Source organism: Natrinema soli, from assembly GCF_028618695.1.
The window spans coordinates 25,954-38,278 of record NZ_JAQIVI010000074.1; the positions used below are offsets into that span (position 1 = coordinate 25,954).

Consider the following 12,325-nt stretch of genomic DNA (forward strand, 5'->3'; position numbering starts at 1 on the left):
AGCAAAACTTTTGGCCGCAAAAACGAGGATTTCGGGGGTCGTGTATACGAGGATGCGAATCAGAACCGACGGCGACTACGCATACCGACGAGACGCGATCGAACGTGCAGCTGACTGCTACGACTGCAACAAGACGAAAGCAGTGGTGAGTGCCTCCGATGACGTTCCGAAGTTCATCTAGGCCTCCCCGCCAAGTCCTCGAGCAGCGCTGAGAGATCGCCGAGACGCTTTCGACTCGAGCAGTGGCTTTCGAAGCCACTATTGAGACAGTCATTGAGACCGACTACTAAGAGATCGAATTTTAGCTCCGGGGCTCAGAGCGGGTCACACTGTGGTTTTCTCAGGCTCGAGGGCCGCGACACGATTCTCGAGATCCACGTCGCCTGTACTATCGACAGTCACCGTGTAGCCTTTGTAGACGAATTCGATTGTGGACGGATTCCTCTCGGAGTCGCGTGCGTCATAGAGTGAGTCAAGTGCGTCCGTGTTGATCGCGTTGTGGATCGGTGGGTTGAGCTCTTCGGGTTGGACTCCTTCACGTTCGGCGACTTTGTCTACGATCTTCAGACTGAGTGATTGATTGGGTTGCACAACCTCCGATGTCAGGAACCAATACATAAAACCAGACGTTCCTCTAATGACGTGCGTCAGACATCGGCCTCTGAACAGTTTTCATGACATATTCTGAGTAGGAGGGAAATGAGTGATTACGGTCGAAGAGAATCACTTATTCAGCAGATAGTGCCAATCGAGATTTTCGCTTGCTCGGTTCCACGGTGATCACCGCGGGACCGAGCAGGCGAAGATCGTGATCGGCGATATTTTCTAAGGGTTCGCTCAAGCGATGACGAGCGTTTCGACGACTGGCTCCCCGCTCATGAGGAGGACGATATTGTTAGTCGCACAGACGGCGTACACGAGAACAGCTCCGACAGCGAACAGTGCATCATATGGTTTCGAGAGATAGTGCCCGATCATGACGACCACGGCGGCGTAGATACTTCCCGCAAGAACGACACCGGGCAATCCGATTAGCTCATAGAAATTGGTCGTGATCGGATTAAGTTCGGTGGCGTACGGAACGAGAAAGAGGAACACTGTAGCGACGAGATCAACCAGCCAGAACAACCCGAACGAGAGACGTATCGGCGGGTTTGCCGGACGGTTCAACGCTATCCCGCGGGTTACTGTTAGTTCCATACTTCAATTGGAATCATGTAGCTCGTGAGTTTTAGGTGTGCCGAAACAGGGCGTATTAGGCACTATTATAGTCGAATTCTAAATATAATCAGTCAGAGTGACTGTTTCATTCGTGATTCGTTGGTACCTGCGGAGAATTCTGACGCGAGGTCACATCTCTTCCTTCGTCCTCACTGAGACAGAGCTCTCAAGGTCGAATAGCGCCGACTCGAGTACGTTCGATTACAGCCGATGTGCCGCCTTGAGAACAGATTGATAGACGGGCCTATAGACCACGCGCGCAAAAAACACCACCTACTACCGAACCGTCCCCAGACTCCGCACTGCATCCGCCGAAACGACGATATCCCGCTCGAAAGCCGAACTCCGCCGCCGGCTACGTCGTCGATTAACGCCGCCAGTCCCTCGAGATAGTCACGATTTCGGTCCCCTCGAGGCGTGAGTGTCGCTTTCCCGGCGTGTTCGATCGCCCAATTCTCGAGAAACGCGCGAGCGTCGGCGTCGAACCCGGCGTGATCGGTGGCGGCGAGCTCGAGTACATCGCCCGGTGTTCGGATTCAGATGCTTGGGACGCGATCGCGTTGTTCTCTCACAGCGTTCGGAATACCGCAAACGGCTTGGCCAACCGAGTCACGTGGGCTGTGATCGACGACTCGAAACCCGACGCGGACCAGGCCGTGGTTCGCTCCCAACTCTCAGATCTATCTCGTGACCAGCGACTCGTACTCGAGGTCATGGCGGATTCCATCCAGCGACAAGCGGTGGAGTGTATGAAGCGTATTGTGAGCGCGCGGACAACCCAGTACCACGATCGAACGCTGCGTGGATGGCTCCCGAAACTCAAGCGCTATGAGTTGATCGTGAAATCCGGGTCGGAGTACGAACCCGTCTACGAGGTTCGGGAGATCGCGTTGAAAGAACCGGAATTAGGGTATAGACGCGGGTTAGGAGCCGTCTGTTGGCCCATTGTGTCGATCGTCTGCTACTCTGATAGGAGCTCGCCCCCGTACTGGTCTTCCCACTTGCGACGCGCCTTGATCTCGCGGCGGCCACGAGCCGTGAGCGTATAGACGTTTGTCCGTCGATCAGCTTCGCCTTTCTCGACGAGGCCCTTGTCGACGATCGTATCGAGATTTGGATAGAGCCGGCCGTGGTGGATCTCGCCTTCGTAGTACTGCTCGAGTTTCTCTTTGAGTGCGAGTCCGTGTGGGTTGTCCTGGCCGGCGATCGTGTACAGCAGGTCACGCTGGAATCCCGTCAAATCGTACATATTTGTTCGGTGTTTTATCAGAATACAAGAGTGTCGAAAACAGCACGGGGAACGGCCATGGTAGGAGATTTAGACGACTCCGGATTTGTCAGTCTGCATCGTCTGGATCGTCTTCTAGCTCACTCGCGTCGAGATCGTCCCACGCGCCCTCCTGTTCCCAGTCGACGATCGGCGTTGGTTCCCTCCCCGAGCGGTCGCGTATCTTGTCCATGTATTCGAATCGGTCTCGAGGATAACCAGTGAGATTTGCCAGGATCGACAGTGCGTCAGGCTTGTCACTCGTCATTAGTTCAGTGTAGGTGATGTCCCTCGTTTTATCCTCTATCCGCTTCCCACGACACTCCGTTATATAACCCGATAATATTATAATAGCCCCTATCATGGCAACGCTTACACGCTTGATGATATTTCCCAGGCCGATGAAGATGATCAGTTAACCAATGATGTTCTATTTAATATCTTGTCGCATGAACGGCGGCGATTTGCCCTGTATTGCCTTGAGAGATATCACACTCCGATGGCACTCGCCGACTTAGCCGACGAAGTAGCACGGTTAGAATACGATGTTGATACGTTTCTTCAAGTTTCAGGAGAAGATGTGAAAGAGATCTATTTGGATCTCTATCATTCTCATATTCCTAAGATGGTGGAAGTGAATCTCCTTGAATATTCCCAAGAGAAGGACTCCGTGTATCTAAATCGTGAAAGTGTACATTAAGAACTTAATAGGTGGTCTGACTCGTAGGAAGTATGTCTAATTGGCAGAGACGTTCTTTCATTGCAAGTGGTGGGGCACTCGCAGCTGGTGGGGTATTTGCCTCTGTTGGGGCAGGGGATGAAACGGCCGATGAGAGTCCAACGCCAGTTGAGGAAACGCCAGGCTGGTCGTCCTATCGTGGAAACGCCGCCAACAGCGCATATAGTGCCACGGACAGCTTCCCTGAACCCGATACCGTCGCCTGGACACATGATGCGACCGGCGATCTCGCAGTCTCGAACGGTCGCGTATTCTTGCGAACTTCGGACGATCTCCGCGTCCTTGACGCTGAAGACGGGACGCTTGAGTGGCAGCGGCGCCGCTTTCAGGAGAAAGACGAGGAGTTTAATCCGACTGGAACGCCCGCTGTCTCAGATGGGGTCGTCTATGTCGCCGGTGATCAGCTGACCGCGCTTAATGCCGACGACAATTCGCTTATCTGGGAGGCCGAGTTCGAGGCTGAACCGGAGATGACCAGCCCGGCGATTGCATACGGAACCGTCTACGTCATTGCTGACGGCGAGCTCTATGCATTCAATGCCGATACCGGCGATCTCGAGTGGAAGCAAGAGACTGTCGGAGTGGACGCACAAGACCCCGATCAGCCACCAGGAAATTACGTCACAAGGGATTACGAGTTCCAACCGACGCCAGTGGCAATCGAAGATGATCGTATTTACACAACTCCCGAGGATGAGGAACACGAGGCCTTCGTCGTGCTCGACGCTCATTCCGGAGAAACTCATTGGGTCGTCCTGAAGACGGGAAGCAACTATGGGAGACTGATCGTTACCGACGATACCATCTACGCCCGCAGTAATTATTCCCCCGACTTAACGTTTAATCCAGACGAGAGCCTCAGGACGTTCCGCGCGCTCAACGTAGGTCTCTCTCCTGCCAGTACGGGTGATGTCACGATTGGCGGCGGGCGATATAACATATCAGGCGACGGGTGGTCCCACCAGCCTGGTGGAATTGACCCGTACCACAACCTACAGATCGCCGGCGAAACTGCGATCGTCTACGCCAGACTTTACTATAACGAGAACTCGATCACCGGTTTCGATATTCACGATGGGGCAGAGAAATGGGCGGTCACTGATGACACCTTCGACGAGCTGAGCATTTCGGAGACGTTCACCGCTGGTGAAAACGGCCTCTACGTTCAGGGAGGTGAGCGTCTCGTCGCCGTTCGGTCCTCCCAGCAAGACGGTTCAGGCGACGATGACGGTGACGATCCTGGCGATAACTCCAGCGGTGATGATGACGATAGCGCCGGCGACGATGCCGATGGCAGTAACGGGAATTCGTCCGGCGAAATGAGCGGTGACGAGTCTGGTAGCGATGGAGACTCCGATAGCGATGACAGTGGTAGTGGAGACCAGGACAATGGCTCCGACAATAGTACTGATCGCGACGACTTCAACGGCGACGGTCAGGAACAGAATCAGAATAGCAGTCAAGACGACGAGGGAGATATCAATGCTGATAGTGTCCCTGGTTTCACTACTGGTGCGAGTGTACTCAGTGGCGCGCTCGGTCTCGAGTGGCTCCGCCGTCGGACTCCAACAACTGAGCCGGACGAGTAACAGCAACTGCTAGGGCTTAACCCTATTAACCCAACATGGCGACCCGTGAGATTGTCAGATTCGCCTAGCACCATGCTCCAGCGGTAATCCAGCTCGAGAACTTAACCAACTATCGCGAGACCGCTGCAGAGCCAATCCATGACTGGCACCAACGACGGGGAGCACTATCGGCTTCGCGTTCCTGAAGGGAAAGACAGACGATACTCGACGAAGCAGAGGATGCCGGCGGCCGTATTGTCAAACCAGCTTAGGAGGTCTTCTGGGGCGGATACTCCGGGTACTTTGCCGATCCCGACGATCATCTTTGGGAGGTACCGTATCCAGACCTCACTGAGGAGTAGGGTTCTCTCTTGGTCGCATGATGTAGAACCCGGAGCGTTCAATTCGCAGATACACTGAGCAGCTGATACGGTCTCTACTGCCTGAGAGTAACACCATTGCGAAGAGTTGTATAACACCCTCGTTGAGTTCAAGACCAGAGACGATCCACTGTTCCAGAAACCTGATCACGATCCTCACGGTGAACTGCCGGCTCTTGCGGCCCGCTCTGGAACTAGGTGCGACAGCTGTGGGACAGATGGTCTGGTCACGACGGGGGCTTGCGACAAAGACACGATCCGAAACGTTGACCTCGTCTGTTCGGACTGTGGGTGAGATCGGCAACACGGTTCATAGCTGGTCGTCGAGCAGGTGTGACACGACAACGCATCGGCCCGGTGGTGTTGTTCGCCCCTCTAAGAGGGATAGAGGGCTCAAGAGATGTCGATACACGAATCAGTCAGTCGACTGGCGACCGCACAGGCACTCGAGACGTCGGAGAGCATCGAGGAGCGATTCGCAGCGTGGGATTGTGAGCAGGGGAGCGTCCGCTCGTGGGCACTGGGACGGCGCCAGTGCATCCTCTCGTTGGTTCGGTTCATCGTCGACGAGGTGACGTTTTCGACACCGATGGAGGTAACGATCGCACCGACAGTGGTGTACCAGCCATCGTCGAGCTGGCACGACCGCTTCGGCGACACCTACCAGGTGGCCGTCTACCCGAATGTGAACCCGGACTGGGGCTCGATCGAAGCCCAAGTCCCAACGCTCAAGGACGCACTCGAGGTCGCAGAAACCGTCTGTAGAGATCTCGAGGAGCAATACGACCTGGTGACAGAAGACGAGCGAGAGAACGGCGAGATCTCTCTCTCGTCACGCGGACCAAAGCCGGTCGTGTGACGGCGCTGTTCAGATAAGGACTGAAAAGCGAGGCGGTCAGAATTCTAGGTGTCCATGCCCGAATTCAGCCGCCTCAACGGCTCTAGTAGCGGCATTCAATTAGATTTTGTGGAGCGAGAGGCGACACCGCGCGAGCTGATGCGATTAAGTATCCAGCTCCATTTATCGGAATTATCACTTTCGTATACTGTTTCTGTCTTAGAGAGATTCGGTGTCGAACGGGCGAGATCGACGATCCATAATTGGGTACAGAAAGCCAATCTACAGCCGACAACGGGAAGCCAGCCCGATCACGTTGCGCTCGACGAAACTGTGATCCAACTTGACGATCAGCGCTACTGGCTGTATGCTGCTGTCAATCCGAAACGAACGAATTTCTCCACGTCAAACTCTATCTAACGCGTACAACCGCACTTACTGAGATGTTCTGAGTGAGGTGAGAGAGAAACACGATGTCCAAGACGCCGTGTTTCTCGTCGATTCAGCTCCGTGGCTTAAAGCTGCACTCCATCACCTTGGGCTCCGATTTCGATACGAAAAACATGGAAATCGGAATGCCGTCGAACGTCTATTCAAAGAGATAAAACGACGTACTACTCAGTTCGGAAACTGCTTCAGAAATACCGATCCAGCATCCGCTGAAACATGGTTGCAGAGCTACGCATACTGCTGGAACCAGCTAATCTGAACAATGCCCGTGTGACCAGTCCGGAGACTTAAGCCGTTGTCTCTCGTACACTAGAACAATGAAAGCAATCGTAAGGGATGAGGAGGTCCTCGGTGGTGATCCTCGGTTGGAAGGGACACGAATCGGTGTGATCCACGTCTATCGCCAGTACGAAGGTGGAGAGGCGCCCGAACAGATCGCGTCGAATTATGAGGGCGTGACTGTCGCTGATGTCCATACTGCATTAGCCTACGCGTTTGATAATCCAGAGGAACTCCGTGAGATCGAACGCACAGAGCAGGACACACTCCTGAAGATACGGGAACAGCGACCGAGAGATCCGGACGCTGTTCAGGCAGGAAAAGAGGCATAATCTTCATGCGTCTGTTGGCCGATGAAAATGTCCGCCCAGCACATGTTCTAGCACTCAAATCCGCTGGTCACGATATCGTTCAGGTTGAAGAGGTGCTTGAGAAAGGAGCACCAGATACTGCAGTCCTCGAAGCAGCCCAGGAGGCGGAGCGAAGTGTCCTCACGTACGATCGGAAAGATTTCTCAGCAATGAGCGATCATGCGGGGGTGTTTATCTGCGATGAACAAATGGCCCCGCGTGAGGTGAGGCGGACGGTCGAACAGGTGAACCAAGTGTATCCAACGCTGGATGACGTTGTCGAGTTCCTGAGTGACTGGGTCTAACGAACCGGTTGTCCTCAAGGGCTGTGTGACGTTTCTTGTGCATGGTTTCCAACCTACTCCAACCCACTGCCTCCCATCTTCCTCCAGGGGCCGGGCTTTCCCTATTGCTTGACGCTCACTCTTCGGACGCCCGCTCTCTTTGAACAGCCGGTGGCGTTGTTTGCCCCCTCGGAGAGGGGTAGAGGGTTCAAAGACGATGCAAACTGCCAGCCGGATCACGAAACCACTCGCCGTTGAGTTCACTACCGAGTCTGATTCGACCGTCGAGCAGTCCCGCTTCGACGTGTTCGGCGCCCCTGAGCACACTAACACGAGCTGTGACTACTGCGGGAAGTTCGGTCTTGTTCCCACGCACAACTGCGAAACTGCCTGTAACCTCGGCGTTCAACTGATCTGCTCCGACTGCGAGAGCGTGTGACTTGACACGATCGACCAGTCTAACGGTAGTTCCTCCAGGTCTATGTCAATATCACCATCAGCACATCCGATCGAGCGACTTGAACCGACCCAGCGGACGCTCCAGCGAGCCCAGTACGAAGCCTTCGAGTTCGAACTTGTCACGCAGGGCGTCCTCGTTCGCAACGCCAGTCACGCAAATCCCGAGGACCACGAGTATCTGGTCACGATCGAGGACGGCTTGCCGCACAGCTGTCCGTGTCCAGCAGACGAACACCACCAGGGTGCATGCAAACATCGGGTTGCAGTCGCGATCCGAACGTCCGTTCTCGAGGCTGCACGCAACGCACAGCGGATCCACGAACTCGAGGCCTGCGGGTTGCAGGCCACAGCGAATCCACCGGCGCCGTGAGTTACCCCACGAGGTGAAAATAGCACCAAATCGTGGGGTAACTTCGCCAGAGTCGACCAGCATCCGCACGAACGTACCGCACGTGGTGTTGTTGCACCCTCGAGAGGGATGGAGGGTTTCACAGATGTCACGAGCAGACGAGACGACAGCACAGCCAGCGAAGACACCCGATGAAGCGCAATCTATCGGTGAGACAACGCCACTTCCACGACGGTTCCTCGCAACTGCTAGCGGGCCGGTCACTCGGATCACTGACCATAGTGACGAGACGACTGAGCGTGTTCGCGCCGACATCTCAATCGAGTACTCGATCGAGACGCTCGAAGAGTTCGCCACGTTCTGGAGCTTCCGCGATTACCGCAGCTGGAAGCGAGCGGCTCTCGAGGCTCTCCTCGAGAGACAGGAACCCGACGCTGTGACGTACGCCGTCGACGAGGATGACCTCGAAGAGTGGGACATCACGGTCGACGGACGTGTCGAGGCATTTGCGGGACTCGTCGAGACGATGGCCGACTACACAGGACGAGATCCTTCTTGCCGAGACGCAATCCCTCAGCGGATTGCAGCTCGGATTAACGCGCTCATCGATGGTCGCCAGACGACTGACGACGTTCTCACGGAGTTTGCTGACGAACTTCATCGGGCAGAACTGTGGGGGCTTGGAGCGCACCTTACTCTTCTGAACGCCAGACACGCCCACCACGAGCCGATTGAACAGCAAGCCGTAACGCTTGCTCGCACGCTTAGTGACGACGAGGTGAGCCGATGAGCGAACAGTCAATCAAACTTGGTGACGTCTGTTTGGATCTCGCACAGGGACGACCAGTGCACGTGATCACCGATACTGGCCAGACCGTAGCTGAGTGGTCCGAGGCAAACAACTACAATCTGCTCGATAATTACGGAAACTCGCGATTCGACACAACCAACGACGATCGCGTGTTCGATGTCGTCTACTGTTCAAATCTGAAGTCCAGGCCCTCGAAAACCTACGCGTATCCCGAGTCACGGCTTGGTCGCATCGAGAGTGAAGCAGCTGATGCCGGCCGCCAGGTCGCCAATCGTGTGGTCGTTGCTGTCCTTGAAGAACTGTTCGAACGAGCAGCCACGGACGACGACGGAGCCGTGACCGTCCTCGAGCGCTATGCAACTGACGTGGGATATGAGGATGAGGCTGCTGAAGCGCGCGAATTGGCTGAGGTCGACCGGATCATCGGAGGTGAAGTCTGATGATAGCCGATCTGCTGACGTACGTCGATAGTGTTGACGCATCCGAAGACGCACTCACCGAATCGCAAGTGTGGGCGCTTCGCCAGGGCGTTCAAGCGGCGACCGATCGTGGTGACGAGAGTCTCTCACTCCCATCGAGAGCACTCTCACCGGGTCGATGGCATCATTGGGGCATCGGCGTCTCTGTCTGGGTCCATAACAGCGGTGTGGTCGTCCTCCAGAAGGATGGGAACACGATTGTGACCGACATCTCGATGCTCGAGCGCGTTTCGCTGGTACTGGCTGGTGCTCACGGACAGGTCGGCCAAATTAGACGTGTGGATCCGAGCGAAGACGAGACGTGAGGTTCGGCTTCCTGGACTATTCCCATCGCAGGCTCCACAGCGACCGCTTCGACCAGTGACGACGACCGTGACAGCACGTGGTGTTGTTCCCACCTTGAGAGGGGTGGAGGGTTTGACAGATGAGCCGATTCAGAGAGCTAAAACAGATTGTACAGCGAGCAGAACACTACGAAACTGACACGGGCCGAGAACTGCGCCTGCGTGCGGAAGCCAAGATGACTGCTCGTACAGAGCGGGTGGTTCCCGATGGCGGGACCGGAGCCGCCGAGGCTACTCAGAGTGAGTCCGAGAAATCGACATACACGCGGCATGTCGAACCGCCGGAACAGGGTGGGAAGACGTACGTCCGGTGTACGTACTGCGAACGCGAGCTGCTGACCGAACTCGGTGGACGGGACAACCTGTCGCATGCGCCCGGCTGCCCGGAGCGTGAGTCGTGATGAGCGAGTCTACCGACAACTGGTCTGACGAACAAGTGCAAGCCGAACTCGAAGCAGTGCTGGCCGATCTGCAAACGCTCGAGGAGCACCTGGCCGAACCGTTGACTCTCGCAGATGCAATCGCCGAACTCGAGACGACGATTACCATGTACGAGCAGACGGACATGGGGCCTGATAATGCTTGAGTGTTCGAACTGTGGCGCGCACGTCACAGAACAATACAAGCGTGTGTTTGCGGACAACACCGGAACGCTCCACGCCTGTCCGAACTGCCGATCCCAACGCGAGCGATATCATGGAGCAGGTGCCGGGCTAGCGGAGGAGGTGAATCATGATAACTAAGCAAATCGAATACGAATAGTCGGAAACGCCGCCGAGCATCGCAATTATCAAAGCGATCGCGAGTCTCGAAAACTGCCCGTCAACCGAGCTGGGACCAACCTACGGGATCATCTTATCCGATACGATCGACCCTGAGGCGCTCGATCGGCTCGTCACAACCGGCGAATTGGTGTCGGTCGCGTTCTCGGTCAGTGAGTATGACGTCAAACTCACCGAGAAGATGCTGCTCGTTCGCGCCACCTGAGATAAGAACGCTCGAGCAGCAGTGAGTCATTCAAACTGTAGACTCTGTCTTAGCCTTGATTCACTCTGAGTTCTGAATAAAGAAACCGTATTACCAACTACTGTTAACCAACACTCGTGGAAGAATGCGACTTCTGTTGGTTAAAACTCTATGATCCGTTTCCGAGAAATGATTATGACTGTGTGTATGTAGTCTATTGCAGGCCAACAGGATAGCCGAGAACTTTATACGATTGTGTAGCGATGGTATAGACATGAGTAGTGATCGAAAGTCAGTTCCAGTATCCATGCCGCCGGAGTTGGTAAAAGAACTGGACGAACTGGTCGAAGAAGGTATGTTCAGTTCCCGCTCCGAGGCGCTTCGATACGGTGCTCGCCTCGTTGTTCGCGAAGAACGCCATGCCCGACTGCATGACTTCACCGCAGAGCAGGCCGGCGATGATATCCGCGAGCGACTGGAGCGCAAACGTGTATCTTGATACGGATCCGATCCTCGCGCTCCTGAAAACTGATGACTGGCTCGCAAGCAGCGTCGATCTCGAAGCGATTGAGGAGCCGAAAACGTCGGTTGCGACAGCAATTGAAGTCCAGTACGTCATGGAGGGTGAATGGGATCGGGACCAACTCGCGGACGCCCACACAGCGATCGTCGACGAAGGGGTTGACCTTGTCCCGCTGACTGTCGACGTGATGGAGGCGGCGGCGACGTTGCGAAAGCGATACGAGAAGCTCAACGTCTTCGATGCAGTCCATCTCGGGACGGCCGACATGCTCGGCGAACCGATCGTTTCGACCGATACGCTCTATCCAGATATCGAGGAGATAGAGCATATCGACCCTCGAGAATATTGATTAGATGAATCCGTCAAGAACGACGATCTTGTGAGAGTCTACCTGCTGACCTTGGAGGCTCGGCGGCGTTCGGATTGATATTGTTCCTGCGCTCATCGCGACAGTCGCTGCTGGGTTCTGTTTGAACGATGATATGGCCCCACGGAAGCGGCCCTGAACGTCGTAGAAGAGACCAACGATTGTCACTGTGTCAGGATTTGCACCCTGAAGATCAATCTCGGCAGTTAGATCAATACCACCTTCGGGATCGACGGTCATATCCGAGCTGACCACTGTAGCCGCTTCGATCTCCGACGCATCCACGATGAGGTCAGACTTGATGATATCGCCGATATCGCAGGAACATCACCGAACACGCTCCGCAGTCGGCGAGACGAATCACTTGAGATTGAAGCCGAAGCCTGATACAGCGAACCAGAGGGACGCTTGCAACCAGTAGTTGGTAGTGCGATTTCTTTGTATTCAGATATTGGGTGAAATGAGTTCGGTGACTTGGTAACTACATGTGCGAACTGAACGATACTAGGCATCATCGGAAACACCTATTGGAATGGGGGTACCCGATGGCAGCCATGAGTAAGGAAAAAGAAAAGATGCTGAATGGGGCACCGTCTAGTTAGCGCAGTTTGAGAGGTGAGCAGGTCGTAGAGTGAGTTTGGATCAATGCTC

At 55.0% G+C, this 12,325-nt stretch carries 19 protein-coding genes and 5 pseudogenes; 18 read left to right on the forward strand and 6 right to left on the reverse strand.

Translation table 11 applies throughout. From position 1 onward, the window contains the following. Positions 1-52: 52 nt before the first annotated feature. Positions 53-290 (forward strand): annotated as a pseudogene (locus PGX04_RS04695) (DUF7692 domain-containing protein). A gap of 34 nt (positions 291-324) precedes the next feature. On the opposite strand, the gene PGX04_RS04700 reads toward PGX04_RS04695, so the two are convergent. The 5 genes and pseudogenes from PGX04_RS04700 to PGX04_RS04720 form a co-directional block, all read right to left on the reverse strand. Further along, positions 325-618 carry a HalOD1 output domain-containing protein gene (locus tag PGX04_RS04700; protein ID WP_273737444.1) on the reverse strand — a complete coding sequence of 98 codons (294 nt, stop codon included), beginning with the start codon at positions 616-618 and terminating at the stop codon, positions 325-327. Between the two features lie 219 nt (positions 619-837). Then, the gene (locus PGX04_RS04705) at positions 838-1,200 is read right to left on the reverse strand and encodes a hypothetical protein (protein ID WP_273737445.1); all 363 of its coding nucleotides are present in this window, start codon (positions 1,198-1,200) and stop codon (positions 838-840) included. 297 nt (positions 1,201-1,497) lie between these two features. Next, positions 1,498-1,688, reverse strand: a pseudogene (locus PGX04_RS04710) (hypothetical protein); the annotation flags it as partial. A gap of 494 nt (positions 1,689-2,182) precedes the next feature. Next, complete coding sequence (locus PGX04_RS04715) at positions 2,183-2,470, reverse strand: PadR family transcriptional regulator (protein ID WP_273737446.1); 288 nt, start codon at positions 2,468-2,470, stop codon at positions 2,183-2,185. Between the two features lie 88 nt (positions 2,471-2,558). Next, the gene (locus PGX04_RS04720; protein ID WP_273737447.1) at positions 2,559-2,756 is read right to left on the reverse strand and encodes a hypothetical protein; all 198 of its coding nucleotides are present in this window, start codon (positions 2,754-2,756) and stop codon (positions 2,559-2,561) included. 174 nt (positions 2,757-2,930) lie between these two features. Here PGX04_RS04720 and PGX04_RS34400 point away from each other — a divergent pair, with 174 nt between their 5' ends. From PGX04_RS34400 to PGX04_RS04790, 17 genes and pseudogenes are all read left to right on the forward strand, one after another. After that, positions 2,931-3,188, forward strand: a complete 258-nt coding sequence (locus PGX04_RS34400) for a DUF7344 domain-containing protein (RefSeq protein ID WP_425498431.1) — start codon at positions 2,931-2,933, stop codon at positions 3,186-3,188. Between the two features lie 32 nt (positions 3,189-3,220). Then, positions 3,221-4,816, forward strand: a complete 1,596-nt coding sequence (locus PGX04_RS04725) for a PQQ-like beta-propeller repeat protein (RefSeq protein WP_273737448.1) — start codon at positions 3,221-3,223, stop codon at positions 4,814-4,816. A 197-nt stretch (positions 4,817-5,013) separates the two neighbouring features. Beyond that, positions 5,014-5,157: pseudogene (locus PGX04_RS34405) on the forward strand (VOC family protein); the annotation flags it as partial. 418 nt (positions 5,158-5,575) lie between these two features. Continuing rightward, positions 5,576-6,034 (forward strand): hypothetical protein, encoded by a 459-nt coding sequence (locus PGX04_RS04730; protein ID WP_273737449.1) that lies wholly within the window; start codon positions 5,576-5,578, stop codon positions 6,032-6,034. A 54-nt stretch (positions 6,035-6,088) separates the two neighbouring features. Continuing rightward, positions 6,089-6,722, forward strand: a pseudogene (locus PGX04_RS04735) (IS6 family transposase). A gap of 58 nt (positions 6,723-6,780) precedes the next feature. Then, on the forward strand, positions 6,781-7,074 hold the full coding sequence (locus PGX04_RS04740) for a DUF433 domain-containing protein (protein ID WP_273737450.1): 294 nt from the start codon (positions 6,781-6,783) through the stop codon (positions 7,072-7,074). 5 nt (positions 7,075-7,079) lie between these two features. Continuing rightward, positions 7,080-7,397, forward strand: a complete 318-nt coding sequence (locus PGX04_RS04745; RefSeq protein WP_273737451.1) for a DUF5615 family PIN-like protein — start codon at positions 7,080-7,082, stop codon at positions 7,395-7,397. A 460-nt stretch (positions 7,398-7,857) separates the two neighbouring features. Next, on the forward strand, positions 7,858-8,205 hold the full coding sequence (locus PGX04_RS04750; RefSeq protein ID WP_273737452.1) for an SWIM zinc finger family protein: 348 nt from the start codon (positions 7,858-7,860) through the stop codon (positions 8,203-8,205). Positions 8,206-8,329: 124 nt separating this feature from the next. Beyond that, positions 8,330-8,974, forward strand: a complete 645-nt coding sequence (locus tag PGX04_RS04755; RefSeq protein ID WP_273737453.1) for a hypothetical protein — start codon at positions 8,330-8,332, stop codon at positions 8,972-8,974. Continuing rightward, complete coding sequence (locus PGX04_RS04760; RefSeq protein WP_273737454.1) at positions 8,971-9,435, forward strand: hypothetical protein; 465 nt, start codon at positions 8,971-8,973, stop codon at positions 9,433-9,435. The genes PGX04_RS04755 and PGX04_RS04760 overlap by 4 nt, the downstream gene beginning before the upstream one ends. Next, positions 9,435-9,779: a hypothetical protein gene (locus PGX04_RS04765; RefSeq protein WP_273737455.1), complete on the forward strand. Its 345-nt coding sequence runs from the start codon at positions 9,435-9,437 to the stop codon at positions 9,777-9,779. The genes PGX04_RS04760 and PGX04_RS04765 overlap by 1 nt, the downstream gene beginning before the upstream one ends. Before the next feature lie 119 nt (positions 9,780-9,898). Continuing rightward, positions 9,899-10,219, forward strand: coding sequence for a DUF8118 domain-containing protein (locus PGX04_RS04770; protein ID WP_273737456.1), 321 nt, complete (start codon positions 9,899-9,901; stop codon positions 10,217-10,219). Beyond that, entirely contained in the window at positions 10,219-10,404 is a 186-nt protein-coding gene (locus PGX04_RS04775; RefSeq protein ID WP_273737457.1) for a hypothetical protein, read from the forward strand. Before PGX04_RS04770 ends, PGX04_RS04775 begins: the two co-directional genes overlap by 1 nt. Next, positions 10,397-10,561: a DUF7563 family protein gene (locus PGX04_RS34410; RefSeq protein ID WP_425498432.1), complete on the forward strand. Its 165-nt coding sequence runs from the start codon at positions 10,397-10,399 to the stop codon at positions 10,559-10,561. The genes PGX04_RS04775 and PGX04_RS34410 overlap by 8 nt, the downstream gene beginning before the upstream one ends. Before the next feature lie 34 nt (positions 10,562-10,595). Further along, positions 10,596-10,805, forward strand: a pseudogene (locus PGX04_RS04780) (HalOD1 output domain-containing protein); the annotation flags it as partial. Positions 10,806-11,058: 253 nt separating this feature from the next. After that, positions 11,059-11,283, forward strand: coding sequence for a ribbon-helix-helix domain-containing protein (locus tag PGX04_RS04785; protein ID WP_226777904.1), 225 nt, complete (start codon positions 11,059-11,061; stop codon positions 11,281-11,283). Then, positions 11,273-11,656, forward strand: a complete 384-nt coding sequence (locus tag PGX04_RS04790) for a type II toxin-antitoxin system VapC family toxin (protein ID WP_273737458.1) — start codon at positions 11,273-11,275, stop codon at positions 11,654-11,656. The genes PGX04_RS04785 and PGX04_RS04790 overlap by 11 nt, the downstream gene beginning before the upstream one ends. On the opposite strand, the gene PGX04_RS04795 is transcribed toward PGX04_RS04790, so the two are convergent. Beyond that, complete coding sequence (locus tag PGX04_RS04795; RefSeq protein ID WP_273737459.1) at positions 11,657-11,914, reverse strand: hypothetical protein; 258 nt, start codon at positions 11,912-11,914, stop codon at positions 11,657-11,659. Positions 11,915-12,325: the final 411 nt, after the last annotated feature.